This is a genomic window from Streptomyces sp. NPDC001781, assembly GCF_053596035.1.
Window position 1 is genome coordinate 1 of sequence record NZ_JBSFFI010000027.1, and the last position, 20,519, is coordinate 20,519.

At 70.6% G+C, this 20,519-nt stretch carries 18 protein-coding genes and 1 pseudogene; 10 read left to right on the forward strand and 9 right to left on the reverse strand.

Annotated elements, in window-relative coordinates; genetic code table 11:
- Nucleotides 1–795: 795 nt before the first annotated feature.
- Nucleotides 796–1,758 carry a DUF5937 family protein gene (locus ACWCV3_RS22600; RefSeq protein WP_451227021.1) on the reverse strand — a complete coding sequence of 321 codons (963 nt, stop codon included), beginning with the start codon at nucleotides 1,756–1,758 and terminating at the stop codon, nucleotides 796–798.
- 66 nt (nucleotides 1,759–1,824) lie between these two features.
- Here ACWCV3_RS22600 and ACWCV3_RS22605 point away from each other — a divergent pair, with 66 nt between their 5' ends.
- Nucleotides 1,825–2,298, forward strand: coding sequence for a cupin domain-containing protein (locus ACWCV3_RS22605; protein ID WP_451227024.1), 474 nt, complete (start codon nucleotides 1,825–1,827; stop codon nucleotides 2,296–2,298).
- Between the two features lie 276 nt (nucleotides 2,299–2,574).
- A complete protein-coding gene (locus ACWCV3_RS22610; protein WP_451227027.1) occupies nucleotides 2,575–3,249 on the forward strand; it encodes an SDR family NAD(P)-dependent oxidoreductase in 675 nt (224 codons plus the stop codon).
- A gap of 264 nt (nucleotides 3,250–3,513) precedes the next feature.
- Here the strand turns inward: ACWCV3_RS22610 and ACWCV3_RS22615 are convergent.
- Both ACWCV3_RS22615 and ACWCV3_RS22620 read right to left on the reverse strand, forming a co-directional pair.
- Nucleotides 3,514–3,732 (reverse strand): annotated as a pseudogene (locus ACWCV3_RS22615) (hypothetical protein); the annotation flags it as partial.
- A gap of 68 nt (nucleotides 3,733–3,800) precedes the next feature.
- Complete coding sequence (locus tag ACWCV3_RS22620) at nucleotides 3,801–4,412, reverse strand: TetR/AcrR family transcriptional regulator (protein WP_451227030.1); 612 nt, start codon at nucleotides 4,410–4,412, stop codon at nucleotides 3,801–3,803.
- A gap of 131 nt (nucleotides 4,413–4,543) precedes the next feature.
- On the opposite strand from ACWCV3_RS22620, the gene ACWCV3_RS22625 reads away from it, so the two are divergent.
- Both ACWCV3_RS22625 and ACWCV3_RS22630 read left to right on the forward strand, forming a co-directional pair.
- Nucleotides 4,544–5,191, forward strand: coding sequence for a hypothetical protein (locus tag ACWCV3_RS22625; RefSeq protein WP_451227033.1), 648 nt, complete (start codon nucleotides 4,544–4,546; stop codon nucleotides 5,189–5,191).
- Between the two features lie 362 nt (nucleotides 5,192–5,553).
- Nucleotides 5,554–6,915 carry an alpha/beta hydrolase gene (locus ACWCV3_RS22630; protein WP_451227036.1) on the forward strand — a complete coding sequence of 454 codons (1,362 nt, stop codon included), beginning with the start codon at nucleotides 5,554–5,556 and terminating at the stop codon, nucleotides 6,913–6,915.
- 277 nt (nucleotides 6,916–7,192) lie between these two features.
- On the opposite strand, the gene ACWCV3_RS22635 is transcribed toward ACWCV3_RS22630, so the two are convergent.
- Nucleotides 7,193–8,017, reverse strand: coding sequence for a helix-turn-helix transcriptional regulator (locus tag ACWCV3_RS22635; protein ID WP_451227039.1), 825 nt, complete (start codon nucleotides 8,015–8,017; stop codon nucleotides 7,193–7,195).
- Nucleotides 8,018–8,226: 209 nt separating this feature from the next.
- On the opposite strand from ACWCV3_RS22635, the gene ACWCV3_RS22640 reads away from it, so the two are divergent.
- Entirely contained in the window at nucleotides 8,227–8,964 is a 738-nt protein-coding gene (locus tag ACWCV3_RS22640) for an SDR family oxidoreductase (protein WP_451227042.1), read from the forward strand.
- Nucleotides 8,965–9,219: 255 nt separating this feature from the next.
- Here ACWCV3_RS22640 and ACWCV3_RS22645 read toward each other — a convergent pair whose 3' ends face one another.
- On the reverse strand, nucleotides 9,220–9,996 hold the full coding sequence (locus ACWCV3_RS22645) for a beta-glucanase (RefSeq protein ID WP_451227045.1): 777 nt from the start codon (nucleotides 9,994–9,996) through the stop codon (nucleotides 9,220–9,222).
- Nucleotides 9,997–10,194: 198 nt separating this feature from the next.
- On the opposite strand from ACWCV3_RS22645, the gene ACWCV3_RS22650 reads away from it, so the two are divergent.
- Complete coding sequence (locus ACWCV3_RS22650; RefSeq protein ID WP_451227047.1) at nucleotides 10,195–11,064, forward strand: DMT family transporter; 870 nt, start codon at nucleotides 10,195–10,197, stop codon at nucleotides 11,062–11,064.
- Here the strand turns inward: ACWCV3_RS22650 and ACWCV3_RS22655 are convergent.
- From ACWCV3_RS22655 to snpA (ACWCV3_RS22670), 4 genes are all read right to left on the reverse strand, one after another.
- Nucleotides 11,061–12,071, reverse strand: a complete 1,011-nt coding sequence (locus ACWCV3_RS22655; RefSeq protein WP_451227050.1) for an IS481 family transposase — start codon at nucleotides 12,069–12,071, stop codon at nucleotides 11,061–11,063. The genes ACWCV3_RS22650 and ACWCV3_RS22655 overlap by 4 nt on opposite strands.
- The gene (locus ACWCV3_RS22660) at nucleotides 12,068–13,246 is read right to left on the reverse strand and encodes a Cmx/CmrA family chloramphenicol efflux MFS transporter (RefSeq protein ID WP_451227053.1); all 1,179 of its coding nucleotides are present in this window, start codon (nucleotides 13,244–13,246) and stop codon (nucleotides 12,068–12,070) included. The genes ACWCV3_RS22655 and ACWCV3_RS22660 overlap by 4 nt, the downstream gene beginning before the upstream one ends.
- Nucleotides 13,247–13,764: 518 nt before the next feature.
- Nucleotides 13,765–14,433: a snapalysin gene (gene snpA, locus ACWCV3_RS22665; protein ID WP_451227055.1), complete on the reverse strand. Its 669-nt coding sequence runs from the start codon at nucleotides 14,431–14,433 to the stop codon at nucleotides 13,765–13,767.
- Between the two features lie 223 nt (nucleotides 14,434–14,656).
- Complete coding sequence (gene snpA / locus ACWCV3_RS22670) at nucleotides 14,657–15,325, reverse strand: snapalysin (protein WP_451227057.1); 669 nt, start codon at nucleotides 15,323–15,325, stop codon at nucleotides 14,657–14,659.
- 207 nt (nucleotides 15,326–15,532) lie between these two features.
- On the opposite strand from snpA (ACWCV3_RS22670), the gene ACWCV3_RS22675 reads away from it, so the two are divergent.
- The 4 genes from ACWCV3_RS22675 to ACWCV3_RS22690 all read left to right on the forward strand — a co-directional run bounded on the left by ACWCV3_RS22675 (nucleotide 15,533) and on the right by ACWCV3_RS22690 (nucleotide 20,451).
- Complete coding sequence (locus tag ACWCV3_RS22675) at nucleotides 15,533–16,561, forward strand: LysR family transcriptional regulator (RefSeq protein ID WP_451227060.1); 1,029 nt, start codon at nucleotides 15,533–15,535, stop codon at nucleotides 16,559–16,561.
- 473 nt (nucleotides 16,562–17,034) lie between these two features.
- Complete coding sequence (locus ACWCV3_RS22680; RefSeq protein WP_451227063.1) at nucleotides 17,035–17,691, forward strand: DedA family protein; 657 nt, start codon at nucleotides 17,035–17,037, stop codon at nucleotides 17,689–17,691.
- A gap of 126 nt (nucleotides 17,692–17,817) precedes the next feature.
- Nucleotides 17,818–19,308 (forward strand): hypothetical protein, encoded by a 1,491-nt coding sequence (locus ACWCV3_RS22685; protein ID WP_451227066.1) that lies wholly within the window; start codon nucleotides 17,818–17,820, stop codon nucleotides 19,306–19,308.
- A 51-nt stretch (nucleotides 19,309–19,359) separates the two neighbouring features.
- A complete protein-coding gene (locus ACWCV3_RS22690) occupies nucleotides 19,360–20,451 on the forward strand; it encodes an NADH-quinone oxidoreductase subunit B family protein (RefSeq protein ID WP_451227069.1) in 1,092 nt (363 codons plus the stop codon).
- The last annotated feature ends 68 nt before the right edge of the window (nucleotides 20,452–20,519 follow it).

Here is a 20,519-nt window from a genome sequence, read left to right on the forward strand (position 1 = left end):
GACCCCTCCCTGGGGGCGCTTGTCGTGGGGCCCTACCCCCTGGGGGGGCGGGGGGGTCCGGCCCCCCGGCGCCCCCCCCCCGCCGGGGAACTCACCCCCTCCCCCGGTGCACCGCTCCGGCAGGGTCGGGCTCACAGGGTTGCGAGGCGGATCGCCCAGCAGAGGCCGTCCTGGGGCGGCGCGCGTACGCCGGGGCGAGATCAGGCGGGCGGGCGGGCGCGGAGGTACGACAAGGGCCGGCCACTCGCACCGAAGGCCGCCGGCAGACAGTCCGGCGAAGACGGCAGGTCGCCGTCCTCCTGCACGGCGATGATGCCGCGTGTGGCCGGGGTCCCCGGGTCCAGAACGCCGACCTGGCCGGAGCGAGCGCGGTTCACCCCACCGAATCACCGGCCCCACGCCCGACCAGCGGAAACGCGGCAATCACGTCCGGAAGCACGACAGCTTCGCAAGAGCCTGCGCAGACAGTTGGCGGGCAAGGGTGCGCGTGGAAACCCGGAAGGGATCCCCGGCGACGCGCATGCCGCCGGGGCTTCGGTCCAGTGGGGGGGTGTCAGCGATAGGCGATGAGGAAGGTCCGGACGGGTGCTGTCAGGACTCGGGTTCTGGCTCGACTTCTGTGACACGGCCACGCTGATTGACGGCTGAGCTTCTCCGGGCAGTAGGTGAAGTCGCCCGAAAATGAGCCGTGATCAAGGCGGTTGGGCTGACAGTTCTGGGCCGTGGAAGAGCCGCCCGCAGGGTTGGTTGCGGCAGGCGCCGCGCTCGACTGCCCATCAGCAACTCTCCGACCTGTCATGACCGCGGCGAGGCCGCGTCAAGGAGAGCACGTCCAGCCTTGGTGAGCTCGTGCGTGGCCGTGCGACCGGCCCGGCTGCTGTCGATCAACCCGGCGTCTCGCAGGATTGCCAGGTGTTCGCTGGCCGTCGGGGCAGTGACGCTCACCAGCCTGGCCACAACGGTCGTCTGCAGCGGAGTGGCGAGCGCGGCCAGGATCCTCGATCGGGTCATCCCCAGAAGCCGGTCAAGCGACCTCGGAGTGGGAGGTGCCGCCCATAGGTACCGCCCGGATGCCGGGTAATAGATCGCCGGTGTCCAGTGGTCCGAGGTGGTGCACTGTATCCGGTCGGTGATGAACAGCGACGGAACAAGAAGGAGTCCCTCAGGGCAGTCGACGTCGACGTCGACGGTCTTTTCGACGGTGATGGTGTCGCCCTCGCACGCAGCAGAAGGGTGCAGTCGCGGAAGGACTGCGCGCAATCCCTCGCGGTTGACCTGGATGGCCCGATCCAGCATCTCGGCACGCAGCGCCTCCCGCATGGACGGCCATTCCGGTTCGACAACTGCCTTCCAGAGGCGGCGCAGCGCATCGGCGGCCTCGGACCTGGCCCGGTCGGGGTCATCGAGCAATCGGCGGCTTGTTTCTGCCCCGCGTTCCCTCGTAGCGTCGACCAGTTCGGCGTACGTCTGGTCCGCCGGCGCGGCGAGGAGGGCATCCATGCCTTCCTCGAACGTTGGCTCACTGGACATCGGCGACGGGTCAAGGAAGTCGGGTCGATACACGCCATCGGCCATGAAGACCGTGAGCGCCCTCAGGTCCGGGAGCGAGAGACGACGGCGGCGACGGCGAAGCCACGGGTGGAACATCGGGTGACGCTGCGGTTCGGTCAAGAGCTGGGCAAGACTGACCACTTCGTGTATCGGCGACATCGCCCACCGCACGCTCACAGCGCCAACGCCCAATCGGTAGCGGATCACTGCACTATTGTTAGGCCACCGCCGAAGTGAGCGCGAGTAGAACGGCGAGGCACCGAGACTCGGGTCATGACCGACACAAAGTCGACTGCCCGGTGTTCCAAGAAGCCCGAGCGAGCCCGACAGACGCGAAAGATCCGGCTGGGCGCCAGCGGGTCGACCATCGAAGTCCTCGCGGGTCCGGCGGAGACCATCGGGATCATGAGCATCTACCGGTGGCGCATGTCGCCCTCCAGTCGGGGACCTGCCCCGCACTTTCACACGACCTTCAGCGAGACCTTCATCGTTGAAGAAGGTGAAGTCGACTACTTCGATGGGCAGGCCTGGCGAACACTGCTGCCCGTCGACACTGCACATGCCGCGGCGGGCGACGTTCACGCCCTCCGGAAGGAGGGCGCCGAACCTGCCACCCTCCTGATGGCACTCTCGCCAGGTGTAACGCGGGAGGAGTACTTTGCACAGCTCGCCACTGTGAACGAGCGTGACCTGAACCGGCTTCACGAAGCCCACGACAACCATTTCGTCGACGACTACGGACGGTGAGGGCACCGGCAACGGCATGTACCCCGGCTCCCGTCCCACCCCACTACCTGTAATGCGGTCGTAGAAGTGCTCCCGCGCGTGAGCGCCACCGCCGAGCCGGGTCCGGAGGCCGACTTCGTCCGCAGTGGTCCTCAAGGTGTTGGTGATCTCTGCCTACGACCTGGTGCAGGCTGGCGAGGCGTTCGCCGCGTTCGGCGCCAGCATTCTCGGCAAGACCGCGCTCACCGTCGCCCGATCCACCCCTTTTGCAACGGCTTCCCAGCAAAGGAATTCACTGTGCCCAGCATCGCCATCGTCGGAGCCGGCCCCGGTATGGGCCTGGCCATCGCCCGTACCTTCGGATCCCACGGCTTCGACGTCGCTCTCATCGCTCGTAACCGCGACAAGCTCAACGACCTGGCCGGCCGGCTCGACGCCGAAGGCATCACTGCCGCCGCGTTCCCCGCGGACGTACTCGACCATGACGCACTCACCCAGGCGCTCAAGGACGCCGCCACCCGCTTCGGCGGCATCGACGTCCTGGAGTACTCCCCAGGCGGGAGCCTCGAATCCACGCCGCTCACCGCTCCGTCCGAGACCAACCCGTCCGATGTGCAGTGGGCGATGGACATCCTGCTCTACGGGGCCATTGCCGCCACACGGGCCGTGCTGCCCGTGATGCGCGAGGCCGGCGCCGGCACCCTGCTCTACACCAACGGCGCCGGCTCGGTCGACCCCACTCCGATGCTCGGCAACCTCAACGCCGCCCAGGCCGCGCTGCGCAACTGGGTACTCAGCCTGCACAAGGAACTGGCCGACACCGGCGTCCAGGCCGCGCACGTCGCCATCGGCGTGTGGATCGGCACGGGCGGCCCACCCGGAGTACCGGCGGCCTCGGCCGAGGAGGTCGCCCCCCTCTACTGGGACCTGCACATGCAGCGCGACGAAGTCGAACGCGTCTTCACCGTGTGACGCCGTCCCGGCCCCCCGTACCACCATCGTTGATCTCTGATCCGCCAGTACGGTGGTGGCCGGCCTCGGTACCTTGGGACAACCGATTGCGGCAGGAAGTACCGAAGATGGCCAAGCTGTAGAGCCTGGACTCGAACACGCCGGTGTTCGCACAGTTCAAGGAGGAGACCGGGCCCATCGCCTGGCCAACACCTTCTTCGTTCCGAAGGAGAGGATCGAGGCGTTCCTGATCCTCTTTCGGAGGCGGGCGGAGTTCATGACGGCTCAGCCGGGATTCGTCTTCCTGCAGATGCACAAGGGAACGGCGGGCAGTCGACTTCTGATGAACGTCGCGGTCCGGGAGCCGATCGAGGCTCTTGCCACGGCGTCGGTACCGGTTTCGATGATGGTGCGGTTGAAGGTGAGTCGGTCGACGGTGCCCGCGCAGAGGCGGGGGTCGGTGAAGGTCTTGGTCCAGCCTCCGAAGCACTCCCCGGTCCGCACAAGGGAGTGCACGTCTCGCCGTGCTCTCGCGCCCCCACCGGTCGGGGCAACCGGTGCGGGGTTTCGGTTCACGGCCGAGTCGGCCCGGCGGGTGTTGCGGGGCCGGTGGAGAGGACGTGGTCGACGGCGGCGTTGAGCGTCTCGGTCTCGGCGCCGAGGACGGATTCGCGGCTGGGCATGGCGCGTTCGACCGAGAGTCCGTTGAGGACGGTGAGAAGGAACCTGACGTTGCGGGTGTGGTCTCCCGGGGGCAGCGCGCCTTCCTCGGCGAGCACGGTCAGCCAGTGTTCGACCCGGCGCTGCATCTCCCGCTCATGGCCGAGGTATGCGGCGCGTACCGGTTCGGTGGGCTCGGGTTCGATGAAGGTCCGATAGAACGCGCCCCATGCGGTCCGCGCGTCTTCGTTGGTGCCGAGCGGTGCGAGGACCTGCCGCAGGCAGTTCAGCAGCCGTTCGCGGGGCGGCAGCGCCCGGTCCCGGATCGGGTCGCCGGGCAGCAGGTGTTCGTAGATCCGCGCGAGCAGGCTGTCCCGAAGGGCGCGCTGGGTGGGGAAGTGAAACCTCAGCGAGCCGGTGCTCACTCCCGCACGTGCGGCGACCGCTCGCACGCTCAACTTCGCCGCCATGTCCTCGGCGATCATCTCTGCCGCGGCCTGGAGGATCTTCTCCCGTGTTTCCATGCCCCGCTCTCCTTCGTTCTTCCCCAGCCCCCTCACTGTACTAGCACGTCGTACTAGTACAGCGTGTTAGCGTTTCCACTGACACGCTGTACTAGTGAGGGTGCGGCCTAGGGACGAAAGAGGGTCGGAGCATGGCCTGGAAGCAGTGGGCAGCGTCGAGGCGCCTCAAGCCGGGCGACGGCAGGGAACTGCAGCGGTTCCGCTGGTGGCAGCTCCCCCTGCGCTCCCTGTTCTGGCTACGGCTTCCCGGTGCCGGCGGGCACGCCCGCCTGCACGCCGTCGACGTACGGCACTGGGCGCGGTTGGACAACAGCAGGATCCGGGCGCACTTGTTCGTGGACGGCAGGCACGTGGCCGAGTCGAAACTGCCCGCTGTCTTCCCGGTCGACGGGGGTGTCATCGAGGTGGCGATGAGCAACTACGGGGTCAGGCGCTGCCACTACCGCCCCTTGGGCGGCCACCCGCGTCAGCTCACACCCGACCCGGCCTCGGCGGAGGGACGGCGGGCGCGTTTCGGCACCCGCCATCCGGGACTGAGCCGGGCGATCGGCATCGGATCGGTGCTGCTGCTCGTCATCGGTGTGGGCCTGAACCTGTTGCAGCTCGCTGGACCTGTCTCTCACATTCCCGCCGTCGCGCGGCGGGTCGGAACATTCGAGGCACCGGTACACCTGCCGATCTGGCTGAACCTCGCCCTGGGGGGTGGGGCCGTTGTGGCGAGTTTTGAGCGCGCGCTCCGCCTGCGGTTCTCCTCCCTGCTCGACACGGCCGGTCACTGACCTCTCGAAACGAGGAAGGCACGACCACGTCAGGCCTCTTCGTTCGGGTTCTCGCGGGACCGGCACAACCCGGCCGCAGGGAAATGCACGAGCACGGAGAAAGGAAAATCATCATGATCCAGTCAAGGTCAAGGCCCGCCGCCCGGTACGGGGTTGTGATCACCGCAGCCCTCTTGGTCCTGACCGGGTGTTCGTCCGGCGCCTCGGGACCGCGCGGCGCGTCCGCAGCGGCCACGTCGGCCTCCGTCCCGGCCCCGGCCCCGCTCACCTGGAGCACGTGCGGGAAGAACCTCGAGTGCGCCACGCTCAAGGTGCCGCAGGAGTACACCGAACCTGATGGCGCGCAGATTCCGCTCGCGGTCATGCGGCACCGGGCCACTGATCCCGGCCATCGCATCGGCAGCCTGATCTTCAACCCGGGCGGACCCGGGGTTTCCGCCACCGAAACACTGCGCGATCTTCCCGAAGCAGCCGGCACTCCCGGCGCCTTCTCGCCCGCGGTGCTCGCCAGGTTCGACATCATCGCGATGGACCCGCGCGGCGTCGGCGGATCGCGGGCCGTTCGCTGCCTGACCGACAAGCAGCGTGCCGACGCCGCCGGTACCGCCTTCGACCCTGCCGTCCCCGGGGGCAAGCCCCTGCCGCGACTGCTGGCCGATGCCGCCGCGTTCACCGAGGGCTGCGCCAGACACCAGAGCAGGAAGTTCCTGGCCAGCCTGTCCACAGACAACGTGGCCCGCGACATCGACCAGGTCCGTTCCGCGCTCGGCGAGGGCAAGATCACCTATTACGGCTTGTCCTACGGCACCGTGGTCGGCCCGATGTACGCCACCCTGTTCCCTCACCGCGTCCGCCGGATGGTGCTCGACGCGCCCGTCGACACCAACCTGTGGTTCGGCGACTCCCTCACCTTTCTCGACGACGTGGCCGTGGCGAGCGAACGGACGCTCGACGCCTGGTTCGAGACCTGCCGCACCGAAGGGACCGCGGTGTGCCCGTTCGGCGCGGGAGAACCGCAGGCGGCGTTCGACACGCTGATCGACACTCTGGAAGCGAAGCCGCTGAAGATCGCACCCGCCAAGGGCGCCACGCCGGGCGGCGAACTCGACGGCGCCATGACCCTTGAGGCCACCCGAGCCCTGGCCGGCGACCAGCACACCTGGCCGCTGCTGACCTCGGCGCTACTGGCCGCACAGAAGGGCAACGGCGCACCTCTGTACACCCTGTGGCGCGCCGTCACGGTTTCACCCTTCCCCGTCCCCACCGCGATGTTCGAAGCCCACACCGCGATACGCTGCGCCGACTGGCAGACCCCGGCCGGCATCGCCGCGCACCAAACCGCAGCCACCAAGGCCGTCGCCGAGGCCGAGCGGATCGGGACCCGGGCCGCCTACTCCGCCCTGAACTGCGCCCGGTGGCCCGCGCCGAACACGGACCGCGTCACCAAGCCGCTCACAGGCACCGGCGCGCCGCCGGCACTGCTGGTCGCAGGCCGACTGGACCCCGTCACCCCCCACCACTGGGCCGAGAACATGACCCGAACCCTGGACTCTGCGGTCCTGCTCACGCGTGAAGGAGTCGGACACGGCTCCTACGGCACCAACTCCTGCGTCAACAGCGCGGTCGACGCCGCCCTCATCCACGGCACACATCCCGCCGACGGCACCGTGTGCAAGACAGACAGGCCCGCCACCACCCGCCCCCTCGTCCTCACGAACCGTTGAGCCACAGCCGGTCTTCACCCGCACACGTACCCGCACGGCATGACCGTCGAGCGGGCAGAAGTCCACGCTCGCAGGCCTCGCAGAAGGCAAGGCCGCGGCTGGGGACGCCAGTTCAGGTCCGGGCTTCCGTGCCTGCTCGGTGAACCGGAGGCGCCACAGGCACGGGCAGCGAGGCGGGGAGTGCTCCCGGCACTTCCTGCCTGGCCGGAGCCGGCGGCGATCACCCTGTTGTCCGCCGCCGTGGCGTAAGCGCCGGTACTGCCCCGGGCTTCTTCCCTCATTCGCCGGTCACGGCTGCGCCGCCGTCAGGCGGTTCGCTGCTGTCGGCATAGACGACCAGCGTCTGTTCCGGCTGTTCGGCCAGGTGAAATGCGGTGTACGCATAATCGGTCATTCCCCGTTGCGGATGTCGTAGCCGTTTGCGACCGCTGTGCCGGGCCTGCACCTCGTACTGCGGCCACCAGTCCCGCACCTCCGGGCTTCCCTCGTTCAGGTCCTCGACGAGCCGGGTGTAGCGCGGGTCGCCGAAGTGGCGTGCCGCCAGCGTCCTGAGCCGTCCGAGCAGGCCGCGTGCTTCGGGTTCCCAGTCGACCAGGACGTCACGGGCCACCGGTTCGAGGAACACCCAGCGGGCGAAGTTGGCGGGCCGGTCCCCTTCAGTGATGAGCCCCGGGAACAACTCGTGGGCCGCCTGGTTGTGGCTGAGGACGTCGTAGTTGCCGCCGATGATGTACGCCGGGTTCGGCTGGAGCAGCAGGGGGACAGCCCCCGCCTCGGCCGTGAGCGGCTCGCGTTCCTCGGCTTCGGCCGCAGGTGCGTGACCGGCAAGCTGGAGAAGGTGGTCGTGCTCGTGCCGGTCGAGCCTCAGCGCCGCGGCGAGGGCGTTGAGTACCTGTTCGGAGACGCGGATCTTTCGTCCCTGCTCCAGGTACGTGTACCAGGTGGCGCTGATCCCGGCCAGCAGTGCCAGTTCCTCTCGGCGAAGTCCCGGAGTCCGGCGGCGGCCGGTCCGGGGCAGGCCCACCTCGTCAGGGGTCAGGCGTTCTCTCCGGCTGCGGAGGAATTCACTCAGCTGATGGCGTTGGTCCGGCTGCGTGGGCATCACGGATGGCACTTTCAGTTCCAGAATAAATGCGGTCTGGATACCAGGCTAAGCCCGTCGGAGACTGGTGTGCGAGCGCGGGGCCGCAGCACGACCGACGGTCACACCGGCGCCCGGCCGTCCAGTGCGCAACGACTGGCGGACGTTCCTCCAGGGCTCGCTGCCGTTCGGCGCTCCGGCCCCGGTACCGAAGATGGAGAGGGCAACTCATGTGCGGAATCAAGGGCAAAGTGGTGGCGATCACGGGAGCCGGCAGTGGCATCGGCGAGGCGACCGCGCTGCTGCTCGCCGAACGCGGTGCGCGACTCGTCCTCGGTGCACGCCGGTCCGAACGCCTGGCGGAGGTGGTGGCCCGGATCGAGAGGGCAGGCGGCACGGCCGTGCAGATCCGCACCGACGTGACCCGGCGGGACGACCTGCGGGCCCTGGTCGCGCTGGCCAGTGAGCGCTTCGGCCGGCTCGACGTGCTCGTCAGCAACGCCGGGGACGGCACCATCTCACCGCTCGACGATCTGCGTGTCGAGGAGTGGGACCACATGGTCGACGTCAACGTGAAGGGCGTACTGCACGGGATCGGCGCCGCGCTGCCGGTCTTCCGGGCTCAGGGAACCGGCCACTTCATCACCATCGGCTCCACGGCGGCGTTTCGCGTCGTGCCGACCATGGCCGTGTACGCCGGCACCAAGTTCGCGGTCCGGGCCATCTGTGAAGGACTGCGCCAGGAAGCCGGCGACTCCCTGCGGGTGACCACCGTCTCACCTGGTGCCACTGCGACCGACTTCGCCGAAGCGTCGACCAACAGCCAGGTCAGAGCAGGCATCACGAAGATGCGGGACGACATCGCGATCCCACCCGCCGCGATCGCCCGGGCCATCGCTTTCGCGATCGAACAGCCGGCCGCGGTCGACGTGAACGAAATCGTCGTCCGGCCCACCGCCCAGAGCTGATCTCCCCTGGTCCTGCCGGTGTGGACAAGCGCGTCCACGGGAGTGTTCCACGGAGCACATGGCGATACGGGCCCGCCGGCCGGTGGGCCGGGTGGTATGCCCGACTGGAAACGGCGGACGCGAAGCCAGATGACCAAGGCTGCTGAGACCGAAGATCGGCCTGGAGCCGCGTCCGCGGGCGATCTTCCCTGATCACCACGTGCGCCTGGACGCCCCGGTGCACACCTGGCCGGTGGACTGGGCGCGGGCGGTGGGTCAGGCTTCGGCGCGCTGCTCGTCGGCTCCCTCCTCCCTCGTGGCGGCCTGCGGCGAGGCGGCGGAGGGACCGGCGTTCGGGCGGCGCACGATCAGCCTGCTCACCGTGTACGACATCTCGGACGTCTCACGGCGGGGCGGCGGATGGTAGCGCCCGCCGCACACGGACAGGTTGACGATGAGGTACGCGTGCCAGTCGCGCCCGGTACCGCGCTGGTCGTCGAAGACACGCCGGCCGTTGGCCCACCAGACCACCGAGCGGGCGCCGAACTCGGTGCGCAGGTCGAGCCAGGCGCCGGGGCCGACCATGTCGTCACGGAAGTAGCGGTTGCTGCCGCGCACGTGGTTGGTGAACTCCAGCAGGTCGGGGTTGTCGGGGTGGTACTCGAAGACGTCCACCTCCTGGCCGCCGTCCCGCCAGGTCCAGATGGCGGGCCAGGCACCGATCTCCCGGGGCAGCCGGACGCGGGCCTCCAGGACGTCGCCGGTGCGGACCTCGAAGCCGTCCCGGCTGCCCTCGGTGGTGAGCAGTCCGGTGTTCCACCGGCCGTCCGCTCTGCGTCTGGCCCGGAAGACGCCCGAGCGGCTGTAGGCGGGGTCGGCCACCAGGTAGTCGAGTTTGTCGTCGCCCGGATTGACCGGGCCGCCGTTGGGATAGGCCCAGGAGCGGCCCGCCACCCACTGCCGCTCGGACGTGAAGTCGGCGGTGAACACCACGTCGGATGCGGCGGCGGACCGCGGGCCGGGGAGGGGGCTGCCCGGATTCGGTTCGTCCATGCCCGTTTTCTCTCCGTCCAGCGACGCGCCATGCGTGCAGACCAGGACATCAGCACAGAAAGAACCCGAACGAGTGAATACGGGCCGGTACTTCGGCACGGTTCCCGCGCGGACGGGTGTGCGCGGCGCGCGGTCCGGCGGCGGGCAGGGCAGGGCTTTCGTAGGCTTTGACGGCCTTTACGCAGGCGGGAGAAATCAGTGATCGAACTGGCCGCGGCCTTCGCCGTCGCGGGTGCCGCGAGCAACGCCATGGGTACGGCGTTCCAGCGCAAGGCGGCCTCCACCAGCGAGCGCGGCGGCTTCGGGCTGCTGGCCGAACTGGTGCGCCGCCCGGCGTGGATGCTGGGCATGGCCGGGGTGATCGGGGCCGCCGTGTTCCAGAGCCTGGCGCTGGTCAACGGGCCGCTGGCGCTGGTGCAGCCGCTGTTCATCCTGGAGCTGCCCTTCGCCCTGCTGATCGTCGGGCCGTTGCTGCACCGGCACCTTCCCCGTTACGGCTGGTGGGGGGTCGGGGCGGTGGTCGCGGGCCTGGCCGTCCTGCTGGCGGCGGCCGCTCCGCGCGGCGCCGGCGACCAGGCGTCGCTCACCCGCTGGGTCCCGGCACTGGTGCTGTGCGTGGGGGCGGTCGCGGTAATCACGCTGCTGGCCCGGCACGAGCGCCCGGCGGCCGGGCGTGCCGCCCTGCTGGCCTCGGGCTCCGCGATCGCCAACGCGCTGACGGCGGCTCTGCTGAAGTCGGCTTCGAGCACATTCGCCGACCAAGGGTTCCTCGCGTTCCTCGCGGCCTGGCAGACGTACGGGTTCGCGCTGGCGGGAACGGCGGCCGTGCTGCTGCTGGAGAACGCGCTCCAGGCGGGCCCGCTGGCCGCCGCCCAGCCGGCGCTGACCATCGGGGACGCGGTGGTCAGTCTGGCCCTGGGCGTCTTCCTCTTCCACGAGCGCGTCCGTACCGGGTGGTGGCTGGTGCCGGAGGCGCTGGGGGCGTTCTTCATCGTCGGCGGGGTGCTGGTGCTGAGCCGGGCGGTGCAGAACATCATCGAGCGTCCACCGCCCGGCTCGGACGACTAGGTGTTGCTGGCCATGACGTTGGTGACGCTCGCGTGGAGGCGTGAGGCTGGAGGACGGTTACCGGTGGCGGTGTGAGGCCGGTGGTAGTTGTAGTGGACGTTCCAGACCGCGATCGCCCGAGCTCGTTCTGCTTCAGAGGTCCACTGCCCGGCGTAGAGGAGTTCTTCGGCAAGGATGCGCTGGTAGCGCTCGACCTTGCCGTTGTGCCGGGGCGTGTAGGGCTTGATCCGCTGGTGGCGGGAGGCCCACGAGATCAGGGAGCGCACGAAGACTGCGGCGCGGTAGTTTGCGCCGTTGCCGGTGACCACGCGCACGACCCGGTGAATGCCGTGGGCGGCGGAGAACGCGCGGGCGCGGCTGAGGAACGCCACGGTGGTGGCGGCCTTCTCGTCGGGAAGGGGCTCGGTGTAGGCCAAGCGGGAGAATCCGTCGACGGCGGAGTGCAGGTGGACGTACCCGCTCTCGGCGCCAGCGGTCTTCGCGCGCTGTGCGGCCCTGGCCTGCTCGGAGCCCCGACCGTGGGCCCGCCACCCGCCGCCGTCGGGGATCCGTCCGACCTTCTTGACGTCCAGGTGGACCATGTGGCCCGGGTAGCGGGCCACGATCCGTTTCGACGGGCGCCTGTTGGCCGAGCCGTCGGGGTCGAGGAACCGGCGGTGGTTGATGCCCAGGCGCGCCAGCCACCGGCCTACGGTGCGTTCGCCGATCCACACTCCCTGACCTGCGAGTTCGAGGGTGATCCGGCGGGCGGACCACTTGTTGTCCCGCCGCAGCTGCTCGATGCGTCCGACGACATCGGGTGGGGTCTGGGGCGGTGAGGATCGCGGGATGCTTGGGCAGTCCTGCAGCCCGAGTTCGCCGTGCGTGTCGTACCGGTTCTTCCACTTGGACAGGCAGGCGCGGGAGACACCGGCCTCGGCGGCGACGTGCGCGATCGGACGGGTGCGGCAGCGCTCCACGAGCCTTCGGCGTCCCTCGATGTTCAAGGGGGCGTTCGCGTGTGTCACCGGAGCACCTCGGTGCTCCGGCCGGCCGTGAGGGCGGTGAGGAGGGGGAACGCGATGAGCAGCGCGACCGCAACGAGGAGTCCGCTTGCCCAGAGAGGCCCGAGGTCCCCGGCTTCGGTGCTGAGGGTGGCCGCAGCGATGACGGGGCCGACGGCGGCGCCCACGTTGAGCGCCGCGGTCGCATACGAGCCGGCCATGGTGGGGGCTTCCGCGGCCTCGTAGAGGACCTGCGTAATCAGCGTGCTGCCCAGCGCGAACGACAGTGCGCCCTGCACGAACACGAGGATGAACAGGGCGACCGGCTCGTTCGCCAGCATCGCGAGGGTCGGCCAGCCGATGAGCAGCAGCGGGCCGCCGACCGCGATGACCGGACCGGCACGCCGGTCGGACAGCCGGCCGGCGACGGTGACGCCCACGAAGGAACCCGCGCCGAAGAGCACCAGAGCGACAGAGATCCACAACTCGCCCAGGCCGGCGCTGTCGGTCACCACGGGGGCGAGGAAGGTGAGGCTTCCGAGGGTTGCCGAGTTCACCAGCGCGCCGAGCAGCATCACCAGAATCAACCGCGGCCGCGTGAGCTGGGCCAGCTCCGCTCGCAACGCTGGCCTGCCAGTCGCCTCATCCTCATCACGTCCTGCTGGGATTCCCTTCAGGATGCCGAGAGCGGCCGGCAGGCAGAGAGCGGCGACAGCCCAGAATGTGGCCCGCCAGCCGAGCAACGCGCCGAGCACCGAGCCGCCAGGGACACCGGCGATGGTGGCCACCGTCGTGCCTGACAGCAGCACGGCCAGCGCACGTCCTTTCCTGTCGGGTGGAACCAGCGTGGCCGCAGCCGTCAGAGCGACGGCAAGGAACCCTGCGTTCGCAAGCGCGGCGACGATCCGGGTGGCGAACAGGACCGGGAAGCTCGTGGTCATGGCGCCCACGGCATGAGCTGCCGCGAAAACGAGGACGAACCCGAGAAGGCTGGCGCGCCTGGGCCAGTTGCGGGCAAGCGCGGCCACAAGCGGGGCGCCGACGATCATGCCGACCGCGAAGGCCGAGGTGAGCGTTCCGGCTGTCCCGACGGTGACGTCGAGGTCTGAGGCGATGTCCGGCAAGAGGCCGGCGAGCATGAACTCCGAGGTGCCCATGGCGAAAACCGCCATGGCAAGCAGGTACAGCGGGAGAGGCATCGAGTGGCTCCGAGGTGAGGAGAAGCACGAGAAGGTCATCTCGTCACCGCGGCCAGCCCCATGGGCACACTCGCCCGGCCGCAGAATGCGGCGCGACGACAGGGCTACGAGCTCAGTGGTTCTGGGGGCTGACGGCGTGACCGAAAGCCCCCACCTTGTCTGACTCAGGACTCGACATGGCCCGCACGCTACCTGACCGATGCCCGTCGAAGCATCTTGGTTTCAGTGACATCGGCCTGTGTCATCAACGTCATGTCCCGCAACAACTAGGGCCTGTCCGGCGGATCAGGGGGCGGGGAAGCGGCGGTGCCGGTCGACCCAGGTGAGCGGGGTCTGGTGCGTCCGGGTGCAAGGCGGAGGAGGGAGTCGGCGCGCAGCGTCGGCGAGTGACGGCAACCCCTCGGACGGGCGTGCAAGACCCCGCGTCCGCGACATGATCCGCCGGACAGGCCAAGGCCCCGCGCGGACGGGCCGCCGTCCACCCGGTGGACGGCGGCCCGCGCGTTGCGGGGGGACGCTCAGCGGTCCTGGTTCACCTTGGCCAGCGCCTTGGCGAGCCCGTTGGCCCAGAGCTGGTTGACGCGGGAGCGCTCGGTGGCGTTCGGGTAGCGGTTGGTGCAGGAGGTGCCGGGACCGCCGCCGGACATCAGCTCGCTGCACGGGCCGCTGTAGTGGTCGGGCAGACCCAGCACGTGGCCGGTCTCGTGTGCGGTGACCCGGATCGAGTCGTACTGCTGGTTCTGCGCGTAGTCGAGGAAGACGTAGCCCCGGCCGTGGCCGTCGGTGGAGGCGTAGGAGCCGCGCGAGTCGTTGCCCTCGTAGTAGGAGAAGTTGCCGGTGCCGGTGGTCGAGGCGAGCTTGACGTTGGAGACCGAGCTGTTCCAGATGGACGTGGAGCTCGATATCTGCGAGCGGAAGCTCGGCGCCTGGCTGGCGTTGTAGTAGACGGTGACGGCCTTGAGGCTCGGGTTCTCGGCCCGCTGCTCGGCGACCGACTTCAGCACCGCGTCGAAGAACGCCTTGGTGTTCGCCGCCTCCTGGGCCGAGCCGGTGTACCCGGCGTGCGCGGCGACGGGGGCGGGCTGGGCGGACGCGGGGGCGGTCGCGCCGAACGTGGCGGCGGCCACGCCGAGGCCGAGGGCGAGGAGGGATCTGACGGTCTTGGCGGACGTACGGGACGACGTCATGTGGGGTCCTCGTTTCGTACGTGGGGAGGGCCGCCCATTGGGGGTGAACGGCCGGTTGCTCCTGAGTCTCGGACAGGTCAACGGCGTCCGGATGATGGCAAGTTGGGATAGCAGCGTGCTATCGGCGGCACCGCGCGACGGACCGGGGACGCGACGGACCGCGGACCGTCGCGTGGGGTGCGACGATCCGCGGTCCGGGGTGTACGGCCGGGCGGGCCCGGGGTCAGCGGGCCTGGTTCACCTTGGCCAGCGCCTTGGCGAAGCCGTTGGCCCAGAGCTGGTCGACCTGGGCGCGCTCGTTGGCGTCCGGGCTGGAGTTGGTGCAGGACGGGCCGGGGCCGCCGCCGGACATCAGCTCGCTGCACGGGCCGCTGTAGTGGTCCGGCAGGCCCAGCACGTGGCCGGTCTCGTGGGTGACGACGCGGACCGAGTCGTACTCCTGGTTCTGGGCGTAGTCCAGGAAGACGTAGCCGCTGCCGTGACCGTCGGTGGAGGCGTACGAGCCGCGCGAGTCGTTGCCCTCGCGGTAGGAGAAGTCGCCGGTGCCGGAGGTGGCCGACAGCTTCACGTTGGAGACGGAGCTGTTCCAGATCGAGGCGGCGCTCGATATCTGGGAGCTGAAGGTCGGCGCGCCCGACGGGTTGTAGGTGATGGTGACCGACTTCAGGCCCGGGTTCTCGGCCCGCTTCTCGGCGACGGACTTCATGACCGCGTCGAAGAACGCCTTGGTGTTCGCCGCCTCCTGGGCCGAGCCGGTGTACCCGGCGTGCGCGGCGACGGGGGCGGGCTGGGCGGACGCCGGGGCGGCCGCGCCGAACGTGGCGGCGGCCACGCCGAGACCGAGGGCGACGATCATTCTGGTGCTCTTGGCGGGCATGCTCGAGGACGACATGTGGGGTGCTCCTCTTTTCGATGCGTGTGGGGGTGGCCGTCGTTCGAGTGGGGGTGAACGACCGGCTGCCTCCGAGTCTTGGATAGATCAACAGGTTCCGGATAATGGCAAGTTGCGATAGCACCGGGCTATCACCGGCAACTCGTGGCGGTGCGCGGCGATTTATGCGTCTGGCGTGAGCATGCAAAACCGCCCTAGGCTCCCGTCATGGAGCTAGAGGTGAGGCACTTCCGGATTCTGTGCGCCATCGCCGATGCGGGCAGCCTGCATCAGGCGGCGCGCGAACTCGGCCTGGCCCAGCCCTCGCTGAGCACCCAACTGCGCCGGATAGAGAACACGCTGGGCGGACCCCTCTTCACCCGCGACCACACAGGCTGCCGCGCCACCCCACTCGGCCGGCTGGTGCTGAGCCGCGCCCGGCCGCTGGTCGGGGAACTCGACGCACTGGTCACCGAGGCGCGCGCGGCGGCCGCCCGCGCCTCCGCCGGGCCCCGGCTGCGGATCGGCGCCACCGCCAGCCGTGCCCTGCCGGGCTGGCTGCGCCGGCTGCGCTCCCGCGTCCCGGCGGCCGAGCCCTCGCTCCAGATGGACGCCTCCGCCAACGCCCTGCTGCGCCAGGTCGCCGAGGGCGCGCTGGAGCTGGCGTTCGTGCACGAGGTGGAGGGCAGTCCGCTGCGGGTCCCGCCGGGGCTGCACATACGGGTGCTGGTCGAGCGGGAACCGCAGTTCGTGTCGCTGGCGGCCGACCATCCGGCGGCGGCCCGGAGCGAGGTGCGGCTGACCGAGCTGGCCGAGGACCGCTGGATGGTGGACTCCACGGTGGACGGCGAATGGGACGCGATCTGCCGGGTGCTGCGCGAGGCCGGGATCGAGCCGGACCTGTTGCACGGCGACTACCTCACCGCGTACTCGCTGGCCGCGACCGGCGAGGTGGTCACCGTCAGCCAGCCCACCGCGCACCCCGGCTCCGACCTCGCCATCCGCCCCCTGCACGGCGACCCGATCGGGGTGCGGCTGCTGCTTGCGGCCCGCACCGAGAACGACCTCGACCGGGGGTTCGAGGAACTGGCCGACGCCTACTGGGAGGTGGCGCACCAGGCGCCCGCGTACCGGGACTGGCTGGAGCGCGGGCCGGAGCAGCACCCCGCCTCGGCGTGCGGACCCGTCACGCGGACCGTGCCGGGCCCGGACCGCGGATCCGGTCAGGTACCCGACCCGAACGTCCGCGTGGTGTAGTGGGTTCGGTCGACGCGCAGCCCGGCCCGAGCCGCGCGGTGCAGGAGACGGGCGCGCGCTGCGATGCCCCGGGCCGTGCACGAAGTGGTTCCGGCGGGCAGCCGGATCGTGTGCCGCGGGTGGTTCCGCCCGCCGGCGGAGCACGGCCTGACGCCTCGCTGTCACGGTCACGGTCACGGTCACGGCGAGGGAGTACACGGCGCGGCCGCAGCACGCCTCGAGGGTGAAGCTGCCGGTGACCGGACCGGTGCACTCCGCACTCGTAGGCGCTCGGTCCCCGGCGCGGGTGGCGGACGCCGTGAGGTAGCCGGAGGCTTCCCGGGACGAGGCGGCGAGGTCGCTGGGCGGTCCGTGGCCGGTGTCCGGTACACGACAGCTTGTGGGCGTGCCGCACGATGCGCGGGCGCGCGGGCCCGGTTCACGTGAGACTGGACGCCGGACGACCGATCGGCGGGCCGGGAGGCGATGGGCGGGTGAACGCCGTCAACCCCACGGACAGCGCGTCCCTGCTGGCGGCCTTCGGCGCCCTGGGTGTGCTGGCGGTGACCTTCGCCGAGTCCGGGCTGCTGGTCGCCGGCTTCTTCCTGCCGGGTGACACGCTGCTGTTCCCGGCCGGGGTGCTCTGCGCGGTCCAGCACGGCGGGCAGCCGCCACGGCTGGTGCTGTGGCAGGTGGCACTGTGCGCGGCCGTGGGCTCGGTGGCGGGCGCGCAGGTGGGGTTCCTCATCGGCCGGCACGGCGGCCGGGCGCTGCTCACCAGGACCTCCGGCCACCGGGCGAGGGAGAGCGTGGCGCGGGCGGAACGCCTGCTGGCCCGGTACGGGTATCGCAAGGCGCTGGTGATCGGCCGGTTCGTGCCGATGCTGCGCTCCGTGCTGCATCCCGCCGCCGGGGCGCTCGGGGTGCCGGCCCGCGTCTTCACCGTCTGGCAGACCGTCGGCGGGATGCTGTGGTCCCAGAGCCTGGTCCTGGCGGGCTGGGCGCTGGGCGCGTCGGTCGACCACGTCGACGACTACCTCCTCCCGCTGATCGCGCTGGTCGTCGTGATCTCCCTGCTGCCGCTGCTGGCGGAGGCGTACCGCTCCCGGCGCCGCCGGAGCGGGCGGGGCCAGGACGGCACGGGCGACTGAGGGGCCCGCGCGTCACCCGCCCGGCCCAACCGGAGTACGCCCGGCGGGCGAGGCCACGTGCGGGGTGTGACGGTGGCTGAGCACGGTGGCAGGGATGTAACCGTGCACCGGCGGCGAGGAGGCGGCATGGCTGACACGGGAGGCGAGGGCGGCACCGCGTGTGCGGCCGCGCCCGGCCCGGACGTCCCCGAGGGGCTGTCCGGCGATCCGTTCACCGAGGTGGGCGCGGTCGCGGATGCCGTGCTGTACGAGGGCTACCTGCTCTACCCCTACCGGCGCTCCTCGGCGAAGAACCGGGTCCGCTGGCAGTTCGGGGTACTGCTCCCCCGTACCTGGGTGGAGGCGGACGGCCCGGTCGCCGAGGGCGTCTCCGGTTCGGCGGACTCCTGGTACCAGCGCACCGAGTGCCTGGTACGGGCCGCAGCGGACGCGGTGCTGCGGGTACGGGTGCGGTACCTCCAGCTCCAGCGCAAGCAGGTGGAGGCGCCGGGAGAGGACGGACGGTACCGGCCGGTCGAGTCGCTGCGCGGGGACGACGGGACGGCGCACCTGAGCTTCGACGAGGCGGTCCCGTACGAGGTGGACCTGGCGTGGCCGCTGGCCGAGCTGCTGCGTGGCCCGTGCACCGCGGACGTCTCCGCGCCCCCGGCCGTGGAGACCGGGGATCTGGGCGTCGGGCGGGTGGTGCGCCGCCGCGAGCAGGTACGGGCGCACACCACCGTGGCGGCCGAGACGGCGGCGGACGGCCTGTACCGGCTGTGCGTGCGCACCGAGAACGCCGGCGAGGCACCGAACTCCCGTGCCCCGCGAGCCGAGGCGCTGCGGCAGGCGCTGCTCGCCGCGCACACCCTGCTCGGCGGTGAGGGGCTGGAGTTCGTGTCGCAGACCGACCCGCCGGCCGCACTGCGGGAGCGGGCTCGCGGCTGCCGCAGCGCCTTCACCTTCCCGGTGCTGGGCGGACCGGCCGGGCTGAGCGCGGACGGCGCCACCGGGCCCGTACTGCTCTCCGCGCCGATCATCCTGCCGGATCATCCGCAGGTGGCGCCGGAAAGTCCGGGTGACCTGCACGACGCCGCGGAGATCGACGAGATCCTGACGCTGCGCACGATGCTGCTGACCGACGAGGAGAAGGCGGAGGCGCGGGCCACCGACCCGCGTGCGGCCCGCATCCTCGACCGGGTCGACACGATGCCGCCCGAGGTCTTCGCCAACCTGCACGGCGCGATCCGCTCGCTGGCCCCGGCGCAGGAGACTTCCGGGGCGCGGCCCGCCTGGTGGCAGGAGGGCGGCGACGCGGGGCTGTCCCCGACCACGGACACGGTGACCGTGGCCGGCGTCCCGCTCGGCACCGGCAGCCGGGTGCGGCTGAACCCCCGGCTGCGCGGGGCGGACGCCCAGGACATGTTCCTGGTGGGGCGGACAGCCGAGGTGGCCGCGGTCTTCCACGACGTGGACGGCAGCGTGCACCTGGCGGTGACCGTGGACGACGATCCGGCGGCCGAACTGCACGGCTGGTACGGCCGTTTCCACTACTTCCGGCCCGGCGAACTCGAGCCCCTCGGGGACGACGAGCCGCGACCCGAGCCCCCGCCGGACCCGAGCCCCGGGCGCCCCTGACGGCGACACCCACTCCCCAGCGGCCGACCGACCGCAGCGAAGGCAGGCGACATGACCAGCGAGAGCCACACCACCGCGGCCCGTGAACGCGTCGAACGATCCGAGGGAACTCAGGGGATGGACGAGATCACCATCCTCTGGATCTCGGAGGGGATGAGCTGCGACGGCGACACCGTGTCGCTGACGGCGGCCACGCAGCCTTCCGTCGAGGACGTCGTGCTCGGCCTGATCCCCGGACTGCCCAAGGTCAACCTGGTCAACAAGGTGCTCTCGCCGAGCCTGGGCGGCGAGGACTTCCTCGCCCCCTACCGGGCGGCGGCGCGCGGTGAGCTGGACACCCCGTTCATCCTCGTCATCGAGGGCTCGGTGCCCAACCAGGACATCATCGAGGGCGACGGCTTCTGGACCTCGTTCGGCAACGACCCGGCGACCGGGCAGCCGCAGACCATCAACTGGTGGATCGACCAGCTCGCCCCGAAGGCGTGGGCGGTGGTCGCGGCGGGCACCTGCGCGGCCTACGGCGGCATCCACGGCATGGCCGGCAACCCGACCGGATCCATGGGCCTCGGGGACTACCTGGGCTGGGACTACAGGTCGACGGCCGGGCTGCCCATCGTCAACGTGCCCGGCTGTCCGATCCAGCCGGACAACTTCATGGAGACCCTGATCTGGGTCCTCCAGCACGCGGCCGGAGACGCGCCGCCGCCCCCGCTGGACCACATGCTGCGGCCGCAGTGGCTGTTCGGCAAGACCGTCCACGAGGGCTGCGACCGGGGCTCGTACTACGAGCAGGGCGACTTCGGCCTCGACTACAACTCCCCCAAGTGCCTGGTGAAGACCGGCTGCTGGGGACCGGTCGTCAACTGCAACGTGCCCAAGCGCGGCTGGATGGCCGGCATAGGTGGCTGCCCGAACGTCGGCGGCATCTGCATCGGCTGCACCATGCCCGGTTTCCCGGACGCGTTCATGCCGTTCATGGACGAACCCCCCGGCGGCACCCTGTCCTCCCTGGTCATCAAGCCGTACGGGGCGGTGGTGCGCCGACTGCGCGGCGTGACCAACGAGATGGTGAACCACGAGCCCAAGTGGCGGCACAGGAAGCGCAAGCTCACCAGCGGCTACGACCCGTACTGGCGCCCCTGACGCCGGTCCGGCCACGCGAGCGACCCCACCCCACTCCCACCACCCCGACAGCGAGGGGCAGTACCGCA

Bases quoted from the DNA above. Each gene is read 5' to 3' on its own strand.
- ACWCV3_RS22685 (WP_451227066.1), top strand. From the start codon at position 17,818: ATGGCTGACACGGGAGGCGAGGGCGGCACCGCGTGTGCGGCCGCGCCC.
- ACWCV3_RS22625 (WP_451227033.1), top strand. From the start codon at position 4,544: ATGGCCTGGAAGCAGTGGGCAGCGTCGAGGCGCCTCAAGCCGGGCGAC.
- ACWCV3_RS22635 (WP_451227039.1), bottom strand. From the start codon at position 8,017: ATGCCCACGCAGCCGGACCAACGCCATCAGCTGAGTGAATTCCTCCGC.
- ACWCV3_RS22630 (WP_451227036.1), top strand. From the start codon at position 5,554: ATGCGGCACCGGGCCACTGATCCCGGCCATCGCATCGGCAGCCTGATC.
- ACWCV3_RS22640 (WP_451227042.1), top strand. From the start codon at position 8,227: ATGTGCGGAATCAAGGGCAAAGTGGTGGCGATCACGGGAGCCGGCAGT.
- ACWCV3_RS22645 (WP_451227045.1), bottom strand. From the start codon at position 9,996: ATGGACGAACCGAATCCGGGCAGCCCCCTCCCCGGCCCGCGGTCCGCC.
- snpA (WP_451227055.1), bottom strand. From the start codon at position 14,433: ATGACGTCGTCCCGTACGTCCGCCAAGACCGTCAGATCCCTCCTCGCC.
- ACWCV3_RS22620 (WP_451227030.1), bottom strand. From the start codon at position 4,412: ATGGAAACACGGGAGAAGATCCTCCAGGCCGCGGCAGAGATGATCGCC.
- ACWCV3_RS22660 (WP_451227053.1), bottom strand. From the start codon at position 13,246: ATGCCTCTCCCGCTGTACCTGCTTGCCATGGCGGTTTTCGCCATGGGC.
- snpA (WP_451227057.1), bottom strand. From the start codon at position 15,325: ATGTCGTCCTCGAGCATGCCCGCCAAGAGCACCAGAATGATCGTCGCC.
- ACWCV3_RS22605 (WP_451227024.1), top strand. From the start codon at position 1,825: ATGACCGACACAAAGTCGACTGCCCGGTGTTCCAAGAAGCCCGAGCGA.
- ACWCV3_RS22675 (WP_451227060.1), top strand. From the start codon at position 15,533: ATGGAGCTAGAGGTGAGGCACTTCCGGATTCTGTGCGCCATCGCCGAT.
- ACWCV3_RS22690 (WP_451227069.1), top strand. From the start codon at position 19,360: ATGACCAGCGAGAGCCACACCACCGCGGCCCGTGAACGCGTCGAACGA.